The sequence below is a fragment of the Marinomonas transparens genome (assembly GCF_016463975.1).
In the GTDB taxonomy this organism is placed as follows: domain Bacteria; phylum Pseudomonadota; class Gammaproteobacteria; order Pseudomonadales; family Marinomonadaceae; genus Marinomonas; species Marinomonas transparens.
Window position 1 is genome coordinate 268,852 of the sequence record NZ_JAEMNX010000003.1, and the last position, 26,035, is coordinate 294,886.

Consider the following 26,035-nt stretch of genomic DNA (forward strand, 5'->3'; position numbering starts at 1 on the left):
TTGTACTCCATTGCCCCTCTTCCCCTCAATGAAGATTAACAGAAGCGCAAAAGAAGCGAGTTTTTGTAAAGATAAGATATATAACTGGAAATCATGACAACATTAAGATAAAACATTTTCTGATTCATAATATTTACACAGTTGAAGTTTTTATTTATTAAAGGGTCATTCAAATGCGTACCTATTCACAACCTCTAGTGATCATTCTAGGTGTACTAGGAATGATCCCTTTTGTTTTTTCTGCTTATTTAAGCCTGACAGCAAAGACTTTTCTTGATGTATCAGGAACCCATTTGTTCACTACCTATAGTGCTCTCATACTCAGCTACCTAAGTGGTATGCTTTGGGGACAAGTCATTCATAAAGAAAAAAGCACCTCTGGAAGTTATCTACTCATATGCAGTAATGTGTTGTCCTACGGGGCATGGGCATCATTAATCATTAACGTGCCCGAATTATCCATTGCTCTGTTGTTACTTGGTTTTATTAGCGTTTTTTGGGTAGACGCACGCTGGATCAAATTCAAAGGTAACTCCCACACACGCTATACCAATATGCGTTTTCTCCTTACTATTTTCGTTTGTGTACTGCATCTCTTGGTACTCTTTCCACATTACTAATGTTGATCGTTAAAAAAACGCCTTCTTTCTATAAATCAAAAGCCCACAAGCCAAAAATCTGATCCAAGCGACGCGACTGTACGTAACAGTAGTTATCTTCGTATTATTGAGCCATTAAGCATGCTTACCATTTTTTATGACAGTCATTGTCCACTCTGCGCCGCTGAAATGAAAAAGCTACTGGCTTTTGATCATGATAAAAAGCTCACCTTAAAAAGTCTTCATGGGGAAGATTTCACCCTACATTACCCGCACATAGACCCTATCGAAGCAGACAAGATATTACATGGCCAACTCGATAATGGTGACATCATCAAAGGGTTAGATGTGACCTGTCTGGCTTGGCATCTAGTCGGTAAACATAAATGGCTGCAAGTTTTACGCTGGCCAGTGATTCGTCTATTTGCCGATATGGGCTATCGTGTTTTTGCCCGTTATCGCCATCCTCTGTCTGCGCTTCTAGCAGGAAAAGCTCGCTGTGAATCTTGCCAGAAAGACCAGTGCGATCTATAGCAACAACCAGCTTAGAAACCTCTTAACTGGGCAGTTTTTGAGAGACCTTTGAATATATCGGAGTCAACTATGTCGTCTTTTTATGCGCTAATTGTTGGGGCGAGCAGCACGATTGCTCAATCGTCCGTACAACAATTTGAAGACGACACACAGTGTCTTGGTATTTTGGCCGTCAGTCGCACTATCCCAAAAAACGCATTAGGGCCAAAAACCTCTTGGTTTGTTTGCGATAATACGGAACAGGATATCGATAGAGTCTCTAAGGAGCTATTTAATTACACGGGGAAAATCACCAAGGTATTGATATGCAATGGCATATTGCACGACGAGAAGATGATGCCAGAAAGAAAATTAGAAGAAATCAGTACGTCTCAATTACAAACCGTTTTCCATGCTAACTCAATTATCCCTATGCTGTGGTTAAGGAAGGTCTGAATAAGTCTACTAAGACTCAGTCTTTCAGAGAAATCGTCAAATAAGGCGCGACTCTGATGTAATGTAAGTACCTTTCAAAGAGTCGCAACGCAGTGTGGCGTTTTCTCTGAAAGACCCGAAGGGCATGGTCTAAAAGCCTGAATTCTTTGTTGAGCACCTCGACAATAGGGCAACTATTCACATTCGGCACTCGCCTCGAATAACAGGCTTTTATCCACATGCTGAGACAAGAGGACTTGTTCAGACCTTCCTTAAGTAAGTTAATCCATGTCTTGCAGGGTAATGAAGCCACTCAAGTCGCGGTATTCAGCGCTCGCGTTGGTAGTATTTCCGACAATAAAATGGGCGGCTGGTACAGTTACCGCGCCTCCAAAGCGGCACTAAACATGCTTATTCAAACCAGTGCCGTGGAATACGCCAGAAGGGCAAAAAATGTCAAACTCATCGCCTTTCACCCAGGTACAACGGATACTCCCCTGTCAAAACCTTTCCAACACGCAGTGCCTGAAGGCAGGTTATTTTCAGCTGACTTTGTTGCGACCCGTCTACTGGCCATCATGAACAATGTCAAAATGGACAATAAAGCCGCTTATCTAGACTGGAATAACCAAACAATTGAATGGTAGTCAAACAACACAGCGATAAAGTAAGAGAGAAACGCTCATACCATGTCCAAACTTAAAAACAGTCGTTGGTCATGTAAACTCGCGACAGGCGAGCGATGCACGACGCCGTGACCCGTTAATGCCGGCCAATTATCCCCTTTCATAATGGCGACATCGCCCGCTTGTAAACGCTGTACCCTGCCATCTTCGCTTAACCCACTATTATGGTTCGCGGGGTTGCCACCACGTCCTAACTGTTCCCGAACCACATCGGCTTCCTCTAACCACTCGGTGCCATTACCTTGATAACTGGTCACTAATCGACAGGGAATTTTATCCACATGAAAGCGTGGACACATGGCGCCAGATAGCGCGTTTAAGCGCAACCCGACTTGCTCAAGATCAAACAGACAGGCAAACATGTCCATCAGCAAACGGATATCTTGAAGAAAAACCTCTTTATACTCTGCCTCAGGCAACAAACTCTTCAGTAAACGCTCTAGCTTTTCTGGACTATCTTGAGCTTTCAAGACCAAATTTGGTGCTAATGACAGAGCAGAGGAAGAATAGTCTGCCAACCGAGTAAGCGGACGCTCCCAAATAACCATGCTGACATTATCCTGGTAAATATCTGCCAATATTTTTTGATCAGACGATTTGACCACGCTTAGTATGGGGGAAATAGGATCAGGGCAACACACATTCAAATTATGCTCTTTACTATTTTTCAAACCATCACGCTTATGACCTAAAATTATATTGTTCATGTATCCTTTCCATAAATTGGTACGATATGCAGAAATAAATTTATATTATGTTATATCATAACACTTTTAAAAAGAGCCTCAACGCTCAACGGATAGATCCTTTATATGAGTTATAACTAGTTAGAGAGTAGTACTATGGAAAACCTAGATTCGACCGACCGTAAAATCCTGAACCTATTACAACTTGACGCAAACTTAACCGCCACTGACATTGCCGAGCAGATCGGCTTGTCTCAGTCTCCTTGCTGGAGACGCATTAACCGCCTGCAACAAGAAGGCTTTATTCAATCCACTCAAGCTATTTTAAACCGACAAAAAATGGGTTTAGACATAGTCGTATTGGTCAATATCAAATTATCTTCCCACGGTAGAAAGATGTTAGATGAGTTCGAACAAGCGATTGTCGACTTAGATGAAGTCATGGAATGTTGGACCATCTCAGGCTCCATGGACTATAGCCTAAGAGTGGTAGCCAAAAACATTAGCGGCTATGAAAACTTCTTACGGGGTACGTTATTGCAACTTCCTCACATTCAAGAAGCTCAAAGTCACTTCACCATGCGGGAAGTAAAAAATGTTACTCACTTGCCTTTAGGTTTATAACGGCTTATTTAAGCAACGGATCGTCTTTTGGCAGATGTTTTTGAATCCATAAAGCCAGTTTATGCTTCATGCTAGGTAGGTCTTCTTTATCGGCTGGCAAAGCCACAATTAATTTATCTAATACTAATAACCGATAAATGGACTCGGTTTTCTCATTCGCGGACATGGTGGCAGAAAAGCCATCATAGCCACGCTTAAGCGCATAATTTTCGCCAACTTGGATGGCTTTTTTACTCAACGCCGCTTCATTTTTTATTTTTTTCATCTTGCTTCCTCTAACCTTATCGTTCAACCAGTCACCAAGTTCGCACAAACCCATTGTCGACACTATTGATAACACGCCTCTTTATTATTCTTCAGACTTTATCAGCTTTACTAAGCCCAACCGAGCCTTTCTGCCAAAGAAATACAAAAAAAGCTTATTAAACACAATGTTACCTTTTTTTATTGGCCGTATATCAGCTCTCTATACGACTAAAGAATGAATAACAAAGAGAAAATTGTTGACAATCAACCTTGTTAAAACGCAAAAATACGACTATAAAGAATGATATTGTCAACAATAAGATCTTTTAGTCGATTATGAACCCGCTTATTCCCATCAAATCTGCCACACTGTCAGAAGACATAGCGCAACAGCTAACCAATGCCATAGTGCAAGGCCAGATTGCCCAAGGCAGTAAGATTTCTGAGCCCGAACTCGCCAAGCAATATGGTGTGTCTAGAGGCCCTCTGAGAGAAGCGATTGTTAAACTCGAAGGACTCGGCCTAGTCACTCGTACTGCCAATGTGGGCGCGCGCGTTATCCAATTAAATATTCAAGACATGCTCGACACCTTTACCATGCGGGAAGCACTAGAAGGCATGGCAGCAAGATTAGCAGCCAGTAATATGACCCAAGACGATGTCCTGCGTTTAACGCATTTACTGGACGAACACCAAGCCCATCTCGATGCCCATAAAGACGAGCATTATATCCAACAAGGAAGCAATGATGACTTCCACTTACGCATCATTCACGCCAGCGGTAATGCCAAGCTCATCCGTCTACTAACGGAAGAGCTGTATGCCGTTATCCGTATGTATCGCCGTCATACCTCAGATCAAAGGAGTGATCCACGCCAAGCATTACGAGAACACAGAGCTATTTTAGATGCGATAGCCAATCACGAAGGAGATCTTGCAGAGCTACTGATGCGTCGCCACATTAGCCGTGCAAGTCAACTTTTAAAACAAGCGATGGAACAAGCTGTCTCGCTTCCCACAAAGGCTGGATTACCCATTCACCCAGCCAATCAACCTAAACAATAAGGGGAAAAACAATGACAAAAGATTCAGCCGGTTTACGCTTTAGACAAGCCGTAAAAGAGCAGTCTCCTTTGCAAGTCGTTGGGACCGTTAACGCCTACTGTGCCATGATGGCAGAAAGAACGGGGCATCATGCAATTTACTTATCGGGAGGCGGAGTAGCGAATGCGTCTTATGGCCTACCCGATCTTGGCATGACCGACCTACACGACGTATTAGAAGACGTACGCCGCATTACCTCGGCATCGAATTTACCGCTACTTGTCGATATAGACACAGGTTTTGGCGGTGCTTTCAATATCGCCAGAAGCATTCAGCAAATGGAAAAAGCTGGCGCGGCGGCAGTACATATTGAAGATCAAGTGCAACAGAAACGTTGTGGTCACCGTCCTAATAAAGCCATCGTCAGCCAAGACGAAATGGTAGACCGTATTAAAGCCTGTGTGGATGCCCGTAATGATGACAATTTTGTCATTATGGCACGCACCGATGCCCTCGCTGTTGAAGGCATGGAGTCCGCTATTGCTCGTGCTGTCGCTTGTGTCGAAGCCGGTGCCGATATGATTTTTCCAGAGGCCATGCTCACTCTAGCGCAATACCAAGAATTTTCTCATGCGGTAAAAGTACCTGTGCTGGCCAATATCACTGAATTTGGCGCAACGCCTTTGTTCACCAAAACAGAACTGGCCAACGCAGGCGTCGATCTGGTGCTTTATCCTCTCAGTGCTTTTCGCGCTATGAACAAGGCAGCGCTAAATGTTTATAAACACCTGTTAAAAGATGGCCACCAGCATAATGTGGTCACGCGCATGCAAACCCGTAACGAGCTCTACGACTTTCTTAACTACCATGAATACGAAGACAAACTCGATGTGCTCTTCTCAGCAAAAGAAGAGTCTAAATAATAAGAGCAAACTATTAGAGTAAATATAGCACTGCATTTTTGTCATCCACTAACCTTTGAATATAAAAATAAAGAAGGAGAAGAAACATGCCAAAAGTACTTTCAGGAGCCGGTTTACGAGGCCAAAGCGCAGGTGAAACCGCCCTCTGCACCGTCGGGAAAGCCGCCGCTGGATTAACCTACCGAGGCTACGATATCGATGTACTTGCTGACCAAGCGAGCTTTGAAGAAATCGCCTATCTATTACTGTATGGCAACCTACCTAATCGTTCAGAACTCACCGCCTACGAAGAAAAGCTCATGGGACTGCGTGCTTTACCAGAGCCATTGAAAGCCGTGCTAGAGCAGGTTCCAAAAGACACTCACCCAATGGATGTGATGCGCACTGGTTGCTCTTTCCTTGGCAATTTAGAACCAGAAAACAGCATGGCAGATCAGCATCAGGTAGCAGATAGATTAGTCGCCACCTTGCCTGCTATGGTGCTGTACTGGTACCGCTTTAGTCACGACGGCGTGCGAATTGATACACACAACCCCCATGTGCCTTCTCTGGCCGGTCATTTCCTAACCATGCTGCATGATAAAGCGCCCAACGCACTGCATACCCAAGTGATGAACGCCTCTTTGATTCTATACGCAGAGCATGAATTTAACGCGTCTACTTTTACTGCTCGTGTATGTGCTTCCACCCTATCAGATATGCACTCTTGCATTACTGGAGGCATTGGCAGCTTACGTGGCCCATTGCATGGTGGCGCAAACGAAGCCGCCATGGATATGATAGAACCCTGGAAATCGGCAGATGAGGCCGAAGCTGCGTTGTTACAAAAGCTTGCTAATAAAGAAAAAATCATGGGCTTTGGCCATGCCATCTACAGCGAACGAGATCCGCGTAACGAGATTATAAAAAAATGGGCGAAAAAACTCAGCGAAGAAGCGGGAGACGATCATTTGTACGCCGTATCAGAACGTTGCGAAGCCGTGATGTGGCGCGAGAAAAAACTCTTCTGTAATGCCGATTTCTTCCACGCCAGCGCCTATCGTTTTATGGGCATTCCGACCCCGTTATTTACGCCCATTTTTGTTTGCTCCCGAGTCACGGGTTGGGCGGCTCATGTGATGGAACAACGCGCTAACAATCGCATTATTCGTCCCAGTGCCGATTACACAGGCCCAGACCATGCCGAGTGGATTGCCATAGACAACAGAAAATAAAACCACCTAATGAATTCAATGAACAAGGACTCAACATGAGCGCTAACGTAGACATCAATAACCGACCGGATTACGACCAAGTCATTCAAAACATCGCTGACTATGTACTGACCTTTAAAGTAACCAGTCAAGAAGCCCTAGATACGGCCCGTAACTGTTTAATGGACACCCTAGGCTGCGGTCTGTTGGCACTACGCTTTCCAGAATGCACCAAACACCTTGGCCCGATCGTACAGGGCACAGTGGTCCCCAATGGCGCCCGGGTGCCGGGGACGTCTTTGTCCCTCGATCCGGTGAAGGCGGCTTGGGATATCGGCTGCATTATTCGCTGGCTCGATTACAACGACACTTGGTTAGCTGCGGAATGGGGCCATCCATCCGATAATCTGGGCGGTATATTGGCAATGGCGGATCATCTTTCTCAGGTAAGAGTCGCCAATGGCGAAGCGCCCATTAGCATGCGAGAAGTACTCGAAGCCATGGTGATGGCCCATGAAATACAGGGCGTTATTGCCTTAGAAAACTCCTTTAATCGCGTCGGCTTATGTCACGTATTATTGGTTCGCGTGGCCTCGACTGCCGTGGTGACCAAGATGATGGGCGGTGACCGAGAACAAATCATGGCCGCCGTTTCTCAAGCCTGGGTCGATGGTTCTGCCCTGCGTACTTATCGCCATGCGCCGAACGCGGGCTCACGTAAATCTTGGGCCGCAGGGGACGCAACCTCTAGAGCCGTGCGCCTAGCCGATATGTCGATGCGCGGTGAAATGGGAATTCCGAGTGTGCTGACTGCACCACAGTGGGGGTTTTACGATGTGTCTTTCTCAAAAACCAACAAAGACCAAGCCATCAAGCCTGACGATCAGCGTCAGTTCTCCTTCTCTCAAGATTACGGCACGTACGTGATGGAAAATATTCTCTTTAAGATTTCCTTCCCAGCGGAATTCCATGCGCAAACCGCAGCAGAAGCGGCGGTGACTCTGTATCCTCAAGTGAAAGATCGTTTAGCGGACATTGAGAAAATTGTTATTCGTACCCACGAATCGGCAATTCGTATTATTTCCAAGTCTGGCCCATTGGCAAACGCCGCTGACCGAGACCATTGCTTGCAATACATGGCCGCCGTACCTTTGGCGTTTGGAAACTTAGTCGCAGAGCATTATGAAGACAGCTTCCACGCTGCAAACCCTATTATTGATGAGCTACGAGATAAAATGGAAATCGTCGAAGATAAGCGCTTCACTGCGGAATATTTAGAAGCCGATAAACGCTCTATCGCCAATGCCATTCAGGTTTTCTTTAAGGATGGCAGCAGTACAGAGGAAGTGGTCGTCGAATACCCTGTAGGTCATCGTCGTCGCCGTGAAGAAGGCATTCCCTTGCTAGAACAAAAATTCAAAAACAATTTAGCGACGCGTTTTCCAAGTCGTCAAAGCCAAGCCATTTTTGATCTCTGTAAGCAGCAGCAAAAACTGGAAAGCACACCCGTTCAAGGCTTTATGGACCTGTTTGTGATTGCTTAACATCATCAACCCTTAAGGGTTCAAAGCCTTTGAGGTTGGCGCTTCCTTGTGGTCGCAGTATGATAGGCTGACCACAAGGAGATTTTATGCCGACATCAGCACACCACCGCCACTGTTTCCTATTAACAGGAAACGTGGCGCAGCTACTCGCCGACTTTTTACTGCTCAGCAAACAGCTCAATTCTCCTCTTATTGCCGCCCATGATGTCAGTGGCTACGATGCACTTAACACTGGTGATTTTTCTACTCGTTGTTTTAAGCAAGCGCGCCAAGAGTTAGGTTCGAACCATGACGCTATTTTGCTGGATCTTACCCAAGGTGTCTCGGCCAGTGCTTTGGCTATTTTATCTGGCACAGTGCGCGCTGGTGGTGTGTTTGCCATTGCTTTACCTGAAGACAATTGGTTATCTCTGCCTGACCAAGACCTTGCCCGTCATCTACCTTGGCCCTACGAACCGGAACAGCTCGACTCTTATTTCAAACAGTATTTATTAAACCAACTTCAGAGTGACACCTCACCTTTTATTAAGCTTGCTTCGAATACAATAAAAACCTTACCCGCGCTTGCATCAATCAAGGCCAATGCTCAATTGACTCAAGACCAGTCTCTAGCGCAAGCCACTCTTTTGCAGACAAAAACCAAAAACCATGTGTTAATCGCTCCCCGTGGTAGAGGCAAGTCCACGTTACTGGGAGACAGTTTGGCAAAAATGCTACTAGCAGGGAAAAAAGTCGCCGTCACCGCGCCGAACCAAGAAGCCATTGCCACACTTAAAGCGCGTTTTGAACAAGTCGTCGCTGAAACCGACCAAACCATTAAGCTGCCCTTTTTCGCGCCTGACGCGTTACTTCTCAATGACAGTCAATGGGATTGGTTGTTTGTCGATGAAGCCGCGATGATTCCTGTACCCTTGCTCATGTCGCTGCATCAGAAGGCCAATCAGTGCATTTTTAGTACCACAGATTATGGTTATGAAGGCGCGGGAAAAGGCTTTGGCATACGCTTTTGCCGTTATTTAACGGATCAAGAGCCGCGCTTAACATCCCTGTCATTACAAGCACCTATTCGATGGGGGGAAAATGACCCACTAGAAAACTGGATCAATCACTGTCTCTGTTTAACACCCCACTGCCTTGCAGAAGCAACCACTCCCCCTGAGTTACAAAGACAAAAACCACAAGCGATTGAATACCAAAGCATGGCCGGAAAAGAGTGGTTGCAACAGCCAGCCTTGCTGAACAAGACTTTTCAACTATTAGTTGGCGCTCACTATCAAACTTCAGCTGATAATTTACGTTGGATACTGGATGACCCTTCTGTGTTGAGTTATCTCTCTTTGCAAGACGGTGTCCTAAAGAGTGTTGCCATCATGACAACTGAGGGCAATCTACCCAGTGAGTTAAGCCAAGCGGTGCTCGAAGGCAAGCGCCGCCCCCGGGGCCACCTCCTCCCCCAATCTTTACTCGCCCATGAAGGCATTAAAAACGCTGGAGGCTACCAATACTGGCGCATTAGTCGCATTGCCACAGAGCAAAGCCAGCAGAATAAGGGCTTGGGAAGTCAGTTGCTCAACCACATAGAAATCGCGGCACAGGGACAATGTGATTTTCTCTGCACCAGCTTTGCCGCCACCTCAGATGTTTTAGGCTTTTGGTTGAAAAATGCTTACCTTCCTGTGCGCCTAGGTACAACAAAAGATCAAGCCAGTGGCAGTTACTCTTTAATGATGCTCAAACCATTAACAGCCATAGCAAAACAAGAGGCAGAGTCTTGGCAACGACGCTTTCTCGAACACTTTTCAATCAACCTCTTATTGCAATACCAAGGTCTACCCATAGAGCTCGTCATGCAGATATTACAAAGTAGTCAAGCGCCCACTCTGGCAACTCAGCTTTCTCAATATGACCAAGAGGATCTACAACTCTTCATCGAGCACCATAGACCTTTTGATAGTATTCGAGCCGTATTTTTAAAAACCATTCTCAACCTCGCTTCAAACGCCCAACTCGACCCTGAAACCCCCCTAGATAAACTGGCAATAGAAGCGGCGCTTGGCAGAAATACCGAGAAAACACGCCAACAAGCGAAACTCTCTGGTAAAAAAGCCATGCATCAAGCTTTTAAAGCTTTACTTAAAGAACAAGTATTTAAAGAGCAAGTAGCGAAAGACAAAATGGGTGGATGACCACCCCTTTTTAAATATGACATGTGTGTAATCCCCCCTACTATTTAGTTAAAAACCCCTAAGAAATTTCACTTTAAATTTAATTTTATCTTTAAAATCAAAACCTTATTTTGTTTTTTAAAAACTTGGCACAAATCATGTAAAGATTACGAAGTTAGCAACGCCTGTTTTGCTCTGCCATTCTTTGGCTGAAATCGGGTAAACAATAATAACTACTTAGTAATCGGAGTCTAATAACAATGAAAAAAATTAGCCTAGCTCTAACCTCTCTCGCTCTTGCTTTCTCAGCAAATACTGCTTTGGCAAGCTGTGACGCTGGCGAACGTGTTGTCAAATTCAGCCATGTTACTGGTGGTACAACTCACCCTAAAGTGGTTGCTGCGAACAATTTTGCAGAACGCGTTAATAAGGAAATGAACGGCAAATTGTGTGTTGAAGTTTTTCCAAACTCTACCCTATTTGGTGACTCTAAAGAGCTTGAAGCCCTTCTATTAGGTGACGTACAGCTGCTTGCACCTTCCCTATCTAAATTCGGTTCTTATACTTCTAAATACGGTGTATTTGACCTACCATTTATCTTTAAAGATATGGATCACGCCATTCGTTTTACCAATACAGCAGAAGGTAAAAAGCTACTAACCGAAATGGATGAGTATGCTGGTTTTGTTGGTTTAGGTTACTGGATGTCTGGCATGAAATACTTCTCTGCCAACAAACAACTGACATTACCTAACGATGCGAAAGGCTTGAAATTCCGCGTACAAACATCCGACGTTGCGAAGCAAATGATTTCAGCAATGGGCGCGTCTCCGCAAGCCATGTCTTTTTCTGAAGTCTATGGTGCGCTACAAACAGGCGTAGTAGATGGTCAAGAAAATACTTGGTCTAACATCTACACGAAAAAATTCTATGAAGTTCAAGATAGCGTGACAGAAACCAACCACCAGTTGTTGGCTTACTTGTTCATGACCTCTTCTGATTTTCTGAATAGCCTATCAGATGAAGATCGTGCTCAATTCATGAAAATCGCTGACGATGTAACACAAGAAGCAAACCTATCGGTTAAAGCCAAAGAAGCCGCAAACCGCGCTAACATTCTAAAAGCGGGTGGCAAGATCAATACTTTAACTGCTGATCAGTTGAAAGTATGGGTCGACACCATGCAGCCAGTTTGGTCTCAGTTCGAAAGCGACATTGGTAAAGATCTAATCAAAGCCGCTGCCGGCGCTTAATTAGTTCCTTACCCAGCAGTCAGCTGACCTCTTTCATTTCGAATAGAAGAGGTCAGCTATTTTCGGTATTTTTCCTAGATTTTAACTCTCATTTTTGAGATACGAGCCGAAAACACCCGAGCTGCTTTTTACCACATGTTCAGGTCCGCTGAACTTAGGAGATTCCCATGGCATATTGGCCACATCTTTATTTACTTATTTTTATTCTAGTCCTTTGGGTGCTGGAAAAACGTTTTCCCAAAGCCATGGAGAGAGCGGAAGAAAATCTGATCATTCTGGTTATCTCTTCCATTATGGCGGTCTCATTCGGTCAAGTTATTGCTCGTTACGGCTTTAATACTGGTTGGGATGCCGCATTAGAGTTTAATACTATTGCCTTTTCATGGTTAATCCTTTTAGGCATGAGCTATGGTATTAAAACTGGTATTCACCTTGGCGTAGACATTGTTCTAAACGCCGTTCCTAAACGCATCGCAAAAGGACTATCCCTATTTGGCGCAGCGGCCGCCATGCTGTATGGCTTGCTCTTACTGGACTCCACTTGGCTCGCTATGCTGGGTGTGGACGTAAGAGGCGGTGCCATCGAATATTGGTCAAAAATGTACAAAATTGGCATAGGTTCAGAAGAACTACGCTACCCTGTGTTCGTTCAAGAACTATTCGGTTTACAACCACGTTTCCATCGCTGGGTCGTATTAATCATTCTACCCATCAGTTTGGCGCTACTGACGTACCGTTCTTTGCAAGCCTTTATCGACATTGTTCGTGGCAAACGAGACATGTTTATAAGTGGCCATGAGGCACAAGACCTCGTCGAAGAAAACAGAAACGTCTTAAAAGACTAAGCGGTTAGGAGCTTATTGTGGAATCACTTCTTTTATTTGGATTAGTACTAACTTTGCTGTTTCTCGGCTTGCCGGTTGGTATTTGTTTGGGCTTATCGTCCATCTTGTTTATTACTTTTTTCTCCCATGACTCCTTGTCATCGGTGGCAATTTCTCTGTTTGGGGCGGGGCAGCATTATACTTTGCTGGCTATCCCGTTTTTCATTCTGGCCTCCTCTTATATGTCGACAGGTGGTGTGGCTAAGCGTCTTATTAACTTCGCTATCGCCAGTGTCGGGCATTTCCGCGGTGGCTTGGCCATGGCGTCAGTATTGGCATGTATGATGTTTGCTGCGCTATCTGGCTCTTCTCCTGCCACCGTCGTCGCCATTGGTACTATTGCCATTGCCGGTATGCGCCAGGTGGGTTATTCGAAAGAGTTCGCGGCTGGTATTATCGCCAACGCAGGTACCTTGGGTATCTTGATTCCACCGTCCATCGTGATGGTGGTTTATGCCGCCTCCGTTGACGTGTCTGTTGGCCGTATGTTCTTAGCTGGGGTTATCCCAGGCTTGATGGCCGGCGGTATGTTGATGCTGGCAATCTACGTGGTAGCACGTATCAAGAATCTACCTGCTGAAGAATGGAAAGGGTTTGGTCATCTTGTTCGTGGTGGTAAAGATGCCGGTTGGGGATTATTCCTTATCGTAATCATCATGGGTGGTATTTACGGCGGTGTCTTTACGCCAACCGAAGCGGCGGTTGTTGCAGCGGTGTATTCCATTTTCATTGCCCTATTTGTTTACCGTGATATGGGGCCGCTAAAAGGTCAAACCTGGACCAATGATGACGATGCTCCCCATGCTCGTGTGGGCTTTAATGGCACAGTTTATGGCGTGTCCTTCTTCCTCGTTTGGGAGATCATGTCCTTCTTTATCTTTGCCGATAGTGAAACCGTTACTGGCGGTGATCGTGCCCTATGGGGTGCGGTACTTTCTATCCTGCTGGCTATTTTCTACGTCTATAAACGTGGGGCAAATATTGAGGCTTCCATCCAATCTTGTCTTGCCGCTGGCTTGCCTATCTGGGGTCGTAACCTATCCATGATGGTACGCGGTTTCTTCCCTGCGCTGTTCGGTGATGAATCCCGTAAAGTCATGCTGGAAGGCACTAAAACAACCATGATGTTGATGTTCATCATCGCCAACGCCTTCTTGTTTGCGCACACTCTGTCAGCAGAACGCATACCGCAGATGATCACGGAATGGATGCTTGGGGTTGGCTTTAACTGGTTTACCTTCCTCATCGCCGTGAACATATTGCTGTTGATTGGCGGGCAGTTTATGGAACCTTCCGGCCTACTGGTTATCGTAGCGCCTGTTGTCTTCCCCATTGCCATGGAACTGGGGGTTGACCCAATTCACCTAGGTATCATCATGGTAGTGAACATGGAGATTGGTATGATCACGCCACCGATTGGCCTCAACCTCTTTGTTACCTCAGGTATCACAGGTATGAGCTTGGCGAAAGTTGTGAAAGCGGCGATGCCATTTGTATTGGTACTGATGGTCTTCCTAGTACTGGTAACCTATATCCCAGCCCTATCAACGGCACTGCCTTACAGCATCATGGGGCCAGAAATCGTTCAATAACGGCTCCAACCTTAGCAAGTCAATTCAAAACATTAAGTTTTAGCGCCCTTCGGGGCGTTTTTTTGGGCTAAGCATTCGCTATCCTGCCACTGGAAACAGTGGACTGATGGTAATTTTAAATAGAGGCAAAAAGACAGAACAAAAAAAGAGCCTGCAAAGAGGCTCTTTTCTAATTAACTATTTTCAAGCACTTTCTAAAAAGTAATCAACTAACTTGAAGGGTTATGACCTAGCTTGTGGGAAATCTCTTGGCAGGCTTCTTTGAGCATCTTGATATATTCCTCTTTCTTACCCTCGTCATGACGCAAAGTAGGATAAGAAATACTCATACCGGCAATAACATTACCAAAGCGATCATAAATTGGAGCACCAATACAGCGTAAACCTTCTTCCTGCTCTTCATTATCTTCACCAAAGCCCTGTTCTTTAACCAGCTTGAGTTCTTCCAAAAGAGAGTCAATATTTTTATGGGTTTTCGATGTAGACGCTTTAAATACAGTATCAGCTAAAATCTCACGTACTGCTTCGACGCTTTTTTCCGCCAATAACACTTTACCAATTGCAGTCGAGTACAAAGGGTTACGACCACCAATACGAGACTGCATACGAAGGTTATATTGAGCATCAACCTTATACACATAGACAATGCTGTCAGCATCGCGCACGCATAAATGCAATGCCTCTTTGGTCACTTCTCCAATACGGTTGATACAGGGTTCTGCAATAGAAACCAGATCAACATGCTCAAGTGATTTAGCACTGACTTCAAATAGTTTAAGTGTTAGAGAGTAGCGGTCGTTATCGCCTTCTTGGCTAACATAGCCAAGCATTTTCATCGTCTGTAGGAATCGATAAACCGTGCTTTTAGACGTCATCACGATTTGAGAAAGTTCAGTCACGCCGATGGACTTATGCTCAGAAAGAGCACTTAGGATTGCAAATACCTTCATTACTGAAGATACAGGTTCTAATTGTTGAGTGTTGTCTTCATTCGCCATAGAAATTTCATTATTTTAAAAAAGATGTTTCACTATTATAGAAAAAAATTTAACGAATATACAGAAATAGTCTTCAGCCGAGCTTTAGTTATGCAAATAAAACAAAAAAACACTAAATTTAGCTAAGATTCGGCATATGAACTTCATCAATAATGGCACCAGAATGTTGAATCACACGCCCTGCCAACTCATGACCATAGCCCGCAGAGGTAGCTGGATCCATCGACATTAAACGACCAAAAAGATAACCCGCACCGAAAGAGTCTCCTGCTGCCGTGGTATCTACTACATTTTTCACTGGTTCCGTTGGCACCCGAGAATAACTATTTTCAACACACAACAAGCAATCTTCAGAACCACGCTTAATCACCACTTCAGGACAATCATAATCTGCGAAAATAGCCTCAGACGAACCTCTCCCCCACAGTAACTCATCATCATCTTCGGTAATAAGGGCAATATGACTAATAGCAAGAATGCGTCGATAGGCTGCCTGACACGTTTCTTTATTCGGCCAAAGTGCAGGGCGATAATTGTTATCAAACACCACTTTGCCATTCCCTTCAGCATAAATATCTAATGCATCAAGTAAAGTGGCACGACCTTTTTCAGTCAAAATCGCCAAACTAATACCAGACAAATACACCATACCAAAAGCGCCTAGCTCATCGGCTAATGCCTCAGCAGTCATTTGATCAAAAACGTATTTTGCAGCGGCATCATTACGCCAATAATGAAATGAACGTTCCCCAGAAGAGTCCGTAGTAATTTGATACAGTCCCGGACGTTTATCTTCTATGATACGTATCGAATCTAGTTTTAATCCCTGTGACTGCCATGCTTTCTGCAAAGCATGACTAAGGGCATCGTCACCTAATCCAGTGATGTAATGTACTTCAAATTGCTCAGGTAATAAGCGCCTTAAATACACCGCTGTATTATAGGTATCGCCCCCCCAACTCTGGGTCAGGATACCAAACAAGGAACCTTGCAGTTGAATCATACACTCGCCTATTAATGCGATCTTGGTAGGCATAGCTAATTGACTCATAATGCAATATTCCTGAACATGAAAAGTAAAATGACAAATGAAAAATAGGTGAAGCCGTTACCTTAACGAGCCAGCCAACCGCCATCAACCGCAACAGTATAACCATTAACATAACGAGAAGCATCCGATGCAAGAAAGACAATTGGCCCAGCCATATCTCCAGGGGTTCCCCAGCGACCAGCAGGAATACGACCCAATATTTCACTAGAGCGATCTTCATCTGCGCGCAAAGCAGATGTATTGTCTGTCGCCATATAGCCTGGCGCAATCGCATTAACGTTAATACCATGCTGAGCCCATTCATTCGCCAGTAAACGAGTTACTCCCATCACACCACTTTTTGATGCTGTATAAGAAGGTACACGAATGCCCCCTTGAAAAGACAACATGGAAGCGATATTAATAATATTGCCTGGCGTGCCCTGAGTAATAACTTGCTTAGCAAAAGCCTGAGCCATAAAAAATACTGCCTTAACATTGAGATCCATCACGTCATCCCAATCTTTTTCAGTAAAATCTATAGAATCATTACGACGAATAATACCGGCATTATTCACCAAAATATCTACTTTACCGAATGCAGCTACGGCTTCTTTAACAACAAGATCAACACTTTCAAGTTTGCTCATATCGGCAATAACACTGTGGAATTTTTGACCTGTTTTAGCCATCAGCTCAATTGTATCCTCTGGGACATCTCTGTTCACACCAACGATATCCGCACCAGCATTGGCAAGTGCTAAAGCCATACCTTGACCCAAACCTGTATTACAACCAGTAACGACAGCTACTTTTCCACTTAAATCAAACATATTTTTCATTGCATCACCTTATTAAATTTAATAGCTTTACTTCTTTCGTTATCCGTAAATGTGTTACTCACAGGCATTACAAAGCATATCCACATATTCAAAACGATAAGAAAACGTGGTCTAAGTTTTTGAAATACAATTTAAAATTTACGGCATCACCAATATGATTTTTTTAGAAATAAGAATTTAAAATCATGTCGCTCATGTTGTTTTATTGAATAACCCAGTTCTCAGAAAGCCCATTTAAAAAACAAAAAACTCTGTCGCAATAAGAAAAATTAAAACGCTAAGCCTAAAAGGGCTTAGCGTTTTGCATTTATTACTTAATAGCTTTTCGTAAGATACGATTAGCTTGTTTTTTGTAATCTTTAGCGACTTCTTCAACGGTCATCTGACCTTGGTCCATTTTTTCAATTAGACCTTTGAAAAGACTCACCAACTTAGGGTTTTCAAAATAAGGAGATACCTTTATATTTTTAGGTAAATCATTAATTTGAGCTAAACCAGCAACAGATAAGTCTGTATCACTAATGGTTCCGTCTAAAGCAAGCGCTCTGCGAGCAGCCAAACTTAAAGGAACACCTCGTGCAAGCCCCATCGCTTTGTAACCAGCAGGCTCATTAAGAATGAAATTAATCAACATAGCGGCCTCACGTGGTTTGTCACTGTTTTTACCGATAGAGAACATTTGAGCAGGTTTATAAAATAAACCCGCATCTGTTGCTCCTGGTAATTGAGGATAAAAGCCAAGCCCTAGAGACATAGGCGGCTTAAGGTTGTTATTGTATTTATTGACAGCAGAGTTCCACATGTAGATACCACCCCACTCCCCATCTATCCAAGGTTTGTGTTCGTACATGTTGGCTGCCCCAAAGCTCGCAATGTATTTGGTGCTTGGAATAACATGGTTATCAACCATATTGGTATAGAGTTTGAAAAACTCTAAAATCTGCGCATCAGAGTAAGCAAGTTTTTCCCCTGCTTCATCAATCATTCCAATGCCGTATTTTTGAACCATATAAGAACGGGCCATACCAAGCAGGTCATTCGTTTCCAAAATCAGTGGAAAATAATTATCGCCCAACTTTTCTTTAAATATTGGCCCAGCGGCCATGATTTCATCCCAATTAGTCGGGAATCGTAGGCCGACTTTTGCCCAAGTATCTTTATTAAAATAGAAGACACGAGCCGCCATAGAAATTGGAATAGCATTCAACTTACCATTGTTCGTACCAGCCGCTAATGCTGACTCATCAAACTGAGTCAGATCCAAAACATCAGCATATTCTCTAAGGTCTTTAAAACCATTACCTTTTGCTGAGAAAATAGGCATCCAATTCCAATTTGTTTGCATCACATCAGGCTCTGTATTACCTGCAATCTGAGTTGTCAAACGTTGTAAATGACCACCCCAGCCCGTATATTCCGTTTTCACTTCAATACTTGGGTTCGCTTTTTCAAATTCATCAACTGCCGCATTAGTCGCTTTATGACGAGAATTACCGCCCCACCATGACATACGCAATTCGTCAGCACTTGCATTCACACTGATCATTGAACCTATGGAAGCCATTCCGACCAATAGAGCTATTGTTTTTATTTTCATGCTTTATTTCCTCGTTAGTGAGTTACTTAGTTGATTTTATAGAGAAATATTCTTCTCAGTTTGCTTGTCAAAAATATGACCGTTTTGCATTTCAAAATGGAAAAGTTGCTCTTTTCCTACTGAATCCAACAACTTTTCTTCTACTATATGCGCAGGGATTCGCGTACACATTTCTCTATCTTCCACGGTAAAGTGGATATAGAATTCCGCTCCCATATTTTCCATGCGACCGATTGTTCCTTTTATCACCTCATCTTTTGGTGAATTCTCGTCGGCGAGTTTGATAAACTCGGGACGAATACCAAACACAACATCTTCGGTGTAATTGGCTAATACTTTTTGCAATTTCGCATCAGGCAAGCCCAAAATTTGTCCTGACATTGCCAAGTGACATTTACCTTCCCCCGTGCGATCTAATCGAGTCTCGACCATGTTCATTTCTGGCGCGCCAATAAAACCAGCTACAAACAAGTTATTTGGGTATTTATAAAGATTCGCTGGCGTATCCACCTGCATGATATGACCGTCTTTCATCACGCAAATACGATCCCCCATGGTCATGGCTTCCGTCTGATCATGGGTAACATAAACACTGGTAGCCGAACGATTGGTCTTTTTAAGCGTTTTATGCAGATCAGAAATACGCACACGCATTGATGCACGTAGCTTGGCATCTAGGTTAGATAGAGGTTCATCAAACAAGAAAACTTGTGGACGTTTTACAATGGCACGACCAACTGCAACACGCTGAGCTTGACCACCGGATAATTGGCGAGGCAAACGATCCAGCAAAGGCGTTAACTCAAGCAGCTCTGCCGCTTCATTTACTTGCTTCTCGATGTCGGCTTTACTCACTTTTGCTAGCTTCAAGCCAAAACCTAAGTTTTCACGAACACTCATATGCGGATAAAGCGCATAGTTTTGGAATACCATCGCAATACCGCGATCTTTGGGTGGCAAACTGTTCACGACCATATTTCCAATCGTAATAGACCCACCAGAAATAGATTCTAAACCCGCCAACATTCTAAGCGTTGTAGATTTAGCGCAGCCTGACGGCCCGATAATGACAAGGAATTCACCATCTTCAATCTCTAGGTTAATACCGTGAACAGCTTCAAAACCGTTCGAATAAATTTTTGTTAGATTTTCAAGTACAACTTTAGACATAATTTTTTACCTTACCCTTTAACACCACCGGACGTAATTCCCTCAACAAAATAGTTTTGTGCAATAAGGAAGACGACAATTGACGGAACGATGGCAATGGATGCCATTGCAAGAATTTCATTCCACTGGGTACCTTCGGTAACATCAATGGATAGTTTTAGAGCCAATGCGATTGGGTATTTTTCAACACTCGATATATAAATAAGTGGGCCCAAGAAATCATTCACTGACCACATGAATTGGAATAATGCGACAGAAATAATGGCGGGTTTCAGCATTGGCACTACGATGTACCAAAGTAATTGATAAGAATTACAACCATCAATCTGAGCGGCTTCTTCCATATCCGTTGGTAAGCCACGTAAGAACTGAATCAACATAAAAACGAAGAAGCCTTGAGTCGCAAACGCCATAGGAAGATACAAAGGCATATAGCTATCTAGCATCCCCATTTCACGGAACATCAAATACTGAGGGATAAGCAAAACGGATGTTGGCAGCAAAATAGTGGCGACTAAGGTAACAAACCAAAATTTCTTAAAAGGAATATCAAAGCGAGCAAAGCCATAAGCGACGATCACCGAAGAGATAACCGTTAAAATGACTTTAGGCAGTACGTACCAAAGCGTATTCAGGAAAAAACGTCCAAAGGTATATTCCGTCCCGGTATTCCAACCATTGATAAAGCCATCTAAAGAAAACTCACTAGGCCAAAGGCTTAACGAACTAAAGATCTCATGGTTAGGCTTAAAGGCGGCAGAAAACATCCAAAACAGTGGGTAAAGCATCACTAAACCACACAGCAATAAAATAAAGTAACGAACTGCCGCACCGATTTTTTCTTTACGTAACTCGGCTTTCACATAGGAATTACTTTCAGCAACGGATCGATTTACAAATGTTTTATTCATGATTATTTACCGCCCTTATCACCTGAGTAGAACACCCAGTACTTAGATGATTTGAATGAAATTGCGGTAAACACTGCAACCGCAAGGAACAATACCCAAGCAAGTGCACTACCGTACCCAAGATCGAAATACTTAAACGCTGTATCGTAGATATAAAGAGAGAACAAATAGGTAGATTCTGCTGGACCGCCACCTGTGATAACGAAAGGAGCAGTAAACTCCTGAAACGCTTGAGTGGTTTGCATAATAAAATTAAAGAAAATCACTGGCGTAATTAAAGGCACAGTAATCTTAGTGAACATTTGCCATTTTGAAGCCCCGTCAATCATGGCGGCTTCGTATTGGGATTGAGGAACGCTCTGCAATGCCGCCAAAAAGATAACCATGGCCGAACCAAACTGCCAAACACGCAACAGAGTAACTGAGAACATAGCAAATACGGGTTCGCCTAACCAAGAGATGGCTTCTACACCAAAGACCCCCAAAAAGTTATTAAGCAGCCCATCCAATGAAAAGATTGCCCGCCAAAGTACCGCAATAGCAACACTACTGCCTAATATAGAAGGGATGTAATAAGCCGTACGAAAGAACTTAATGCCGCGAAGCTTAAAATTCAAAACAAAAGCAATAAAAAGAGCGAACGCCAGTTTAAGAGGGATAGTGAGGAAAACATATGCGAAGGTAACACTCATCGACTTATAAAATGTGTCATCACTGATCATATTTCGGTAGTTATCCAAACCGATATATTCAGGAGCATTGATTAGGTCGTAGTCCGTGAAGCTTATGACTAATGACGCCAAAAAAGGAAACGCTGTAAAAACCAGCAATCCAATAATATACGGACTTATATAGGCTAGGCCTAAACGTCTATTTTCATACATACTTTATCAACTCTACAATTGTTTTTATTTAGTGTTGTGGCTCGATACTAGATGAGCAATTTTATTTTTTCAATAACTAACTTCATTTTTTTTGAAATAGTATTTCATTTTTATTTGTGCGAAGGTATTCTTATAGCATTCGGTGAGACACCTAACACCAACCAAAACAAAAGATGACGAGCTATAAACAAAGTGATGGCCCAACTCACTTTATAGCGCGTCAGACGATAAAAATAAGAGAGGAAGAGCATGGCTCTAGGTAAAGTAACTCAATTAGAATTCAAAACATCGATTGATCCTAAAACCGGATCAAGCATAACTCAATTGACGCCAGACAATGCGGTCTGCCATCGCAACTACTTCTATCAGAAATGTTTTACCAATGACGGCAGCAAGCTACTTTTTGCTGCCGACTTTGATGGTCACTGGAACTATCATCTCATGGATTTAAAGGCTCAAACCGCCACGCAACTGACCGAAGGAGCTGGTGACAATACCTTTGGAGGTTTTTTAACCACTGACAATAAATCACTGATTTTTGTTAAAAGTGACCATGCTTTAATAAAAGTCAATCTAGAGACACAGGCCCATGATGTACTTTATGAAGTAGAAAGCGGCTGGGTTGGTTATGGTACCTGGGTACCAAATAGTGAATGTACTAAGATCGTTGGCATTGAAATCAAAGAGAGCGATTACCTACCATTAACCGACTGGAAGAAGTTCGCAGAGCAATATCATCGCAACCCAGTTTGTCGCCTTTTTTCTGTTGACCTATCCACTGGCGAACGCACGACAGTACTAGAGCAAAAAGTTTGGATGGGACACCCGATTTACCGCCCATTTGATGACAGCATGGTGGCTTTCTGCCACGAGGGACCTCATGACCTCGTCAGAAACCGCATGTGGTTCGTGGATGAGAACGGTGACAACGTACGTAAAGTACGCGACCAAGAAGAAGGTGAAGCCTGCACCCATGAATTTTGGGTACCAGATGGCTCTAAAATGATTTTCGTCTCTTATATGCACGGTGAGACAGATCGCTGGATGTGCTCTATTGACCCAACAACACTGGCTTTCAAAAAAGAAATGAAAATGCCAGCCTGTAGCCATTTAATGAGTAATTTTGATGGCACCATGGTCGTGGGTGATGGATCAGACACCCCTGTCGATGTTGCTGACACCTCTGGCCATCAACTTGAAAATGACCCAAATCTGTATTTATTTGATCTGAAAGCAGGCACCTCAAAAATCATCTGCACCCATGATACTAGCTGGGACGTATTAGCTGGGAATCGTCAGATTAACCATCCACATCCCTCTTTCACCCCCGACAACAGTGCTGTACTTTACGGCTCAGATAAGAACGGCACACCCGCCATCTATATGGCAACCATCTAAGCATTAACCGAACGTCTGTTGCCTAGGGTTACTCTCTGGGCAATGCCCTTTGCCCTCGAAAGCTCTGCTTACGGGGGATTTTTTTGTCTTTTTCTAAACACAAAAAAAAGGTTGCGGACCCCTATCCCCCGCAACCTCAAAAAAGAGCAATACCCAATAACCATCGCCCGTTAAAGTACTATTTCATTTCCCCATCCACCAACTGAGGAATCGTCAGTGGATTCTGATTTTGCACACTTAAAGGCAACAGTGTGGCAGGAAAGTCTTGATAACAGACAGGACGTACAAAACGGTCAATCGCAGCAGCGCCCACCGAAGTAGAACGACTGTCTGACGTTGCAGGGAAAGGACCGCCATGAACCATAGCCTGACAAACCTCGACACCTGTAGGGTAACCATTACACAACAAACGACCTGCTTTACGCTCAAGCGTTGGCAATAAATCCGCTACAGCCGTCACATCTGCATCGTCCATTTGAATCGTGGCCGTTAACTGCCCTTCCAAATGCTCTGCAATCAATCGATACTCACCCAAATTACGACATTTAATCACCAATGAAGCCGAACCAAATACCTCACCTTCTAAACGCTTATCAGATAAAAAAGTCGCTGCATCAGTAACAAAAACATGGGCCTGACATTGGTTAGGTGCTTCTGATGTATTCGCTTTGGCTAATAAGGTCACCTTGTCATTATTGGCTAGGGCATTCACGCCATCACAATAGGCCTGATAAATTCCTGCCGTTAACATAGTTTGTGTCGTAAGCGCGCTGATATCTTCGGCCACTTGGGCAAGGAAGTCCTCTGAGCCTTCACCATCCAGAAAGACCACTAGACCAGGGTTCGTGCAAAACTGCCCCGCCCCCATAGTCAATGAACCAACAAAGCCAGATGCGACAGCCTTAGCTTGCTGAGCCAACTTACTTGGCATAATGAAAACCGGATTAATACTGCTCATTTCTGCGTACACAGGAATCGGCTCAGGACGATTCGCGGCAATATTCATTAACGCGATACCACCGGAACGAGAGCCAGTAAAGCCCACCGCTTTTACATGAGGGTGTGCCACTAATGCACCACCAACATCTGCGCCAGCACCAAACAAAAGAGAGAAAACGCCTTCTGGTAAATCACATTTTTTCACGGCAGATTGTATGGCACGGCCAACCAGCTCTGACGTTCCCGGATGGGCTGAATGTGCCTTCACCACAACAGGACAGCCAGCAGCCAAAGCCGAAGCCGTATCACCTCCAGCAACGGAAAAAGCCAATGGGAAATTACTTGCACCAAACACAGCAACCGGGCCCAAAGGGATTTTTTGAAAACGCAGATCAGAACGAGGCAAAGGAGTACGTCCAGGCATCGCAGAATCAATACGAGCATCAATAAATTTGCCCATACGAACCACAGAAGCAAACATGCGTAATTGTCCCATAGTACGGCCCCGTTCCCCTTCAATACGAGCTTGAGGCAAACCGGTTTCCGCCATGGCCCGAGTCACTAACACATCACCAAGGGCTAAAATTTCATCCGCAATGCATTCCAAAAATGCGGCACGTCGCTCTGTAGAAATCGCTCGATAAATATCAAATGCTTGCCAAGCCAAAGCCATCGCTTGATCGACATGTTGTTGATCGCCCCCCAAGTACTCAGGCTCAAGAAATTCATTGGTTGCAGGATTAAGAGCTCGAATGGCTTTTTTATGACCTTTAATTGATTGTTGACCAATCAACATATGTCCCGAAATTTGCATACATTCCTCCGTCATAAAAGCAGACAGTAAAATAAAGCAGCACATCATTGTGATGCTCTATAGATAATTAGGATTAACGACTATTCATTCTCAGTACTATTTATTCACAGCACTATTTATTTTTAGTAATAAGGGCTTTCAAGCGGCTCTCTTGTTCTGCCGTTGGCATAGTCAATGGAGCACGTACATCACCCGCTGAACGACCTATTAACGAGGCCCCAGTTTTAATCAAACTCACCGCATAGCCTTTTTTCTCATCACGAAGACGACAAAATGGAATGAAAAAGTCTTTGATGATCGCCGTCACCGTATCGCTTTCACCAGCACGCAAAGCCTTATAGAAACGATTGGCCATTTCTGGCATAAAGTTAAATACCGCTGAAGAATAGGTGTTAACACCAATAGATAGGTAAGCTTCAGCAAAAATCTCAGCGGTTGGAACCCCCCCAATATAAACCAAACGATCGCCCACGGTTTTCACCGTATCATTCAATGCTGCGATATTGCCGACACCATCTTTTAGGGCAATCATGTTGGGATTTTTTGCGGCAAGTAATTTCACGTTTTCAGCACTCAAAATGCCATTACCACGATTATAATAAATAAACTGAATTGGACTGCTTTGCATAATTTGCGAAGCGTATTCAATAATGCCATCTTCTGGACATTCGGTTAGAAAAGGAGGCATCAGCAAAATGCCATCACAGCCAGCTTCTTCTGCGGCTTTTACAAACGCTTTGGCTTCCACAACACTACGCCCAGCGCTGGCGATAACAGGTACACGCCCCGCCACAGTCTCGACTGCAATCTGACAAATTTCTTTGTACTCATCTAAACCTAAAGAAAAAAACTCCCCAGTTCCTCCGGCCACAAAAACCGACGAGACATCATGCTCAACAAACCACTCAATACGTTGCTTGTAGGTATCTGCTTGAAACTTGCCATTTGCATCAAAATCGGTAATAGGGAAAGACAGTAAACCGTCGCTTAAAGATGCTCTAATTCGATCAGTAGAAAGTGCCATAATAAGGTCCTCATTTTCTCAATTTACCCAAATTTGGGTAA

At 43.9% G+C, this 26,035-nt stretch carries 25 protein-coding genes; 14 read left to right on the top strand and 11 right to left on the bottom strand.

Going from position 1 to position 26,035, the window contains the following annotated elements; translation table 11 throughout:
- Positions 1-173: 173 nt before the first annotated feature.
- From I8J31_RS05990 to I8J31_RS06005, 4 genes are all read left to right on the top strand, one after another.
- Entirely contained in the window at positions 174-620 is a 447-nt protein-coding gene (locus I8J31_RS05990) for a DUF3429 domain-containing protein (RefSeq protein ID WP_199467364.1), read from the top strand.
- A 120-nt stretch (positions 621-740) separates the two neighbouring features.
- A complete protein-coding gene (locus I8J31_RS05995; RefSeq protein ID WP_199467365.1) occupies positions 741-1,133 on the top strand; it encodes a thiol-disulfide oxidoreductase DCC family protein in 393 nt (130 codons plus the stop codon).
- A gap of 69 nt (positions 1,134-1,202) precedes the next feature.
- Positions 1,203-1,568, top strand: a complete 366-nt coding sequence (locus tag I8J31_RS06000; RefSeq protein WP_199467366.1) for a Rossmann-fold NAD(P)-binding domain-containing protein — start codon at positions 1,203-1,205, stop codon at positions 1,566-1,568.
- Positions 1,569-1,786: 218 nt separating this feature from the next.
- Entirely contained in the window at positions 1,787-2,194 is a 408-nt protein-coding gene (locus I8J31_RS06005) for an SDR family NAD(P)-dependent oxidoreductase (protein ID WP_199467367.1), read from the top strand.
- A gap of 35 nt (positions 2,195-2,229) precedes the next feature.
- On the opposite strand, the gene I8J31_RS06010 is transcribed toward I8J31_RS06005, so the two are convergent.
- The gene (locus I8J31_RS06010) at positions 2,230-2,940 is read right to left on the bottom strand and encodes a DUF1826 domain-containing protein (protein ID WP_199467368.1); all 711 of its coding nucleotides are present in this window, start codon (positions 2,938-2,940) and stop codon (positions 2,230-2,232) included.
- 135 nt (positions 2,941-3,075) lie between these two features.
- Here I8J31_RS06010 and I8J31_RS06015 point away from each other — a divergent pair, with 135 nt between their 5' ends.
- Positions 3,076-3,543, top strand: coding sequence for an Lrp/AsnC family transcriptional regulator (locus tag I8J31_RS06015; protein ID WP_199467369.1), 468 nt, complete (start codon positions 3,076-3,078; stop codon positions 3,541-3,543).
- A gap of 4 nt (positions 3,544-3,547) precedes the next feature.
- Here I8J31_RS06015 and I8J31_RS06020 read toward each other — a convergent pair whose 3' ends face one another.
- A complete protein-coding gene (locus tag I8J31_RS06020) occupies positions 3,548-3,808 on the bottom strand; it encodes a DUF5062 family protein (RefSeq protein ID WP_123095758.1) in 261 nt (86 codons plus the stop codon).
- 317 nt (positions 3,809-4,125) lie between these two features.
- Here I8J31_RS06020 and I8J31_RS06025 point away from each other — a divergent pair, with 317 nt between their 5' ends.
- The 8 genes from I8J31_RS06025 (at position 4,126) to I8J31_RS06060 (ending at position 14,387) form a co-directional block, all read left to right on the top strand.
- Positions 4,126-4,854, top strand: coding sequence for a GntR family transcriptional regulator (locus I8J31_RS06025; RefSeq protein WP_199467370.1), 729 nt, complete (start codon positions 4,126-4,128; stop codon positions 4,852-4,854).
- Between the two features lie 11 nt (positions 4,855-4,865).
- The gene (prpB, locus tag I8J31_RS06030) at positions 4,866-5,756 is read left to right on the top strand and encodes a methylisocitrate lyase (RefSeq protein ID WP_199467371.1); all 891 of its coding nucleotides are present in this window, start codon (positions 4,866-4,868) and stop codon (positions 5,754-5,756) included.
- A gap of 86 nt (positions 5,757-5,842) precedes the next feature.
- Positions 5,843-6,970 carry a bifunctional 2-methylcitrate synthase/citrate synthase gene (gene prpC / locus I8J31_RS06035; RefSeq protein WP_199467372.1) on the top strand — a complete coding sequence of 376 codons (1,128 nt, stop codon included), beginning with the start codon at positions 5,843-5,845 and terminating at the stop codon, positions 6,968-6,970.
- Between the two features lie 35 nt (positions 6,971-7,005).
- Positions 7,006-8,493, top strand: a complete 1,488-nt coding sequence (prpD, locus tag I8J31_RS06040; RefSeq protein ID WP_199467373.1) for a 2-methylcitrate dehydratase — start codon at positions 7,006-7,008, stop codon at positions 8,491-8,493.
- An 86-nt stretch (positions 8,494-8,579) separates the two neighbouring features.
- Positions 8,580-10,679 (top strand): tRNA(Met) cytidine acetyltransferase TmcA, encoded by a 2,100-nt coding sequence (locus I8J31_RS06045; RefSeq protein WP_199467374.1) that lies wholly within the window; start codon positions 8,580-8,582, stop codon positions 10,677-10,679.
- Positions 10,680-10,918: 239 nt separating this feature from the next.
- Positions 10,919-11,911, top strand: coding sequence for a TRAP transporter substrate-binding protein (locus I8J31_RS06050; RefSeq protein WP_199467375.1), 993 nt, complete (start codon positions 10,919-10,921; stop codon positions 11,909-11,911).
- Between the two features lie 167 nt (positions 11,912-12,078).
- Positions 12,079-12,756, top strand: a complete 678-nt coding sequence (locus tag I8J31_RS06055) for a TRAP transporter small permease (protein ID WP_199467376.1) — start codon at positions 12,079-12,081, stop codon at positions 12,754-12,756.
- A gap of 17 nt (positions 12,757-12,773) precedes the next feature.
- Entirely contained in the window at positions 12,774-14,387 is a 1,614-nt protein-coding gene (locus I8J31_RS06060; protein ID WP_199467377.1) for a TRAP transporter large permease, read from the top strand.
- A 209-nt stretch (positions 14,388-14,596) separates the two neighbouring features.
- Here the strand turns inward: I8J31_RS06060 and kdgR are convergent, their stop codons facing one another.
- The 7 genes from kdgR to I8J31_RS06095 all read right to left on the bottom strand — a co-directional run bounded on the left by kdgR (position 14,597) and on the right by I8J31_RS06095 (position 21,819).
- Positions 14,597-15,385: a DNA-binding transcriptional regulator KdgR gene (gene kdgR, locus I8J31_RS06065; protein WP_199467378.1), complete on the bottom strand. Its 789-nt coding sequence runs from the start codon at positions 15,383-15,385 to the stop codon at positions 14,597-14,599.
- 118 nt (positions 15,386-15,503) lie between these two features.
- Positions 15,504-16,436: a sugar kinase gene (locus I8J31_RS06070; protein ID WP_199467379.1), complete on the bottom strand. Its 933-nt coding sequence runs from the start codon at positions 16,434-16,436 to the stop codon at positions 15,504-15,506.
- 62 nt (positions 16,437-16,498) lie between these two features.
- Positions 16,499-17,257, bottom strand: a complete 759-nt coding sequence (gene kduD / locus I8J31_RS06075; RefSeq protein ID WP_199467380.1) for a 2-dehydro-3-deoxy-D-gluconate 5-dehydrogenase KduD — start codon at positions 17,255-17,257, stop codon at positions 16,499-16,501.
- A 310-nt stretch (positions 17,258-17,567) separates the two neighbouring features.
- Entirely contained in the window at positions 17,568-18,854 is a 1,287-nt protein-coding gene (locus I8J31_RS06080) for an ABC transporter substrate-binding protein (protein ID WP_199467381.1), read from the bottom strand.
- A gap of 36 nt (positions 18,855-18,890) precedes the next feature.
- Positions 18,891-20,024, bottom strand: a complete 1,134-nt coding sequence (locus I8J31_RS06085) for an ABC transporter ATP-binding protein (RefSeq protein ID WP_199467382.1) — start codon at positions 20,022-20,024, stop codon at positions 18,891-18,893.
- An 11-nt stretch (positions 20,025-20,035) separates the two neighbouring features.
- Positions 20,036-20,935 (bottom strand): carbohydrate ABC transporter permease, encoded by a 900-nt coding sequence (locus I8J31_RS06090; protein ID WP_199467383.1) that lies wholly within the window; start codon positions 20,933-20,935, stop codon positions 20,036-20,038.
- Positions 20,936-20,937: 2 nt separating this feature from the next.
- On the bottom strand, positions 20,938-21,819 hold the full coding sequence (locus I8J31_RS06095) for a carbohydrate ABC transporter permease (RefSeq protein WP_199467384.1): 882 nt from the start codon (positions 21,817-21,819) through the stop codon (positions 20,938-20,940).
- Between the two features lie 249 nt (positions 21,820-22,068).
- Here I8J31_RS06095 and I8J31_RS06100 point away from each other — a divergent pair, with 249 nt between their 5' ends.
- A complete protein-coding gene (locus I8J31_RS06100) occupies positions 22,069-23,217 on the top strand; it encodes an oligogalacturonate lyase family protein (RefSeq protein ID WP_199467385.1) in 1,149 nt (382 codons plus the stop codon).
- A gap of 178 nt (positions 23,218-23,395) precedes the next feature.
- On the opposite strand, the gene I8J31_RS06105 is transcribed toward I8J31_RS06100, so the two are convergent.
- Together I8J31_RS06105 and I8J31_RS06110 are read right to left on the bottom strand one after the other, a co-directional pair.
- A complete protein-coding gene (locus I8J31_RS06105; protein WP_199467386.1) occupies positions 23,396-24,970 on the bottom strand; it encodes an aldehyde dehydrogenase (NADP(+)) in 1,575 nt (524 codons plus the stop codon).
- A gap of 112 nt (positions 24,971-25,082) precedes the next feature.
- On the bottom strand, positions 25,083-25,994 hold the full coding sequence (locus I8J31_RS06110; RefSeq protein WP_199467387.1) for a 5-dehydro-4-deoxyglucarate dehydratase: 912 nt from the start codon (positions 25,992-25,994) through the stop codon (positions 25,083-25,085).
- Between the last annotated feature and the right edge of the window lie 41 nt (positions 25,995-26,035).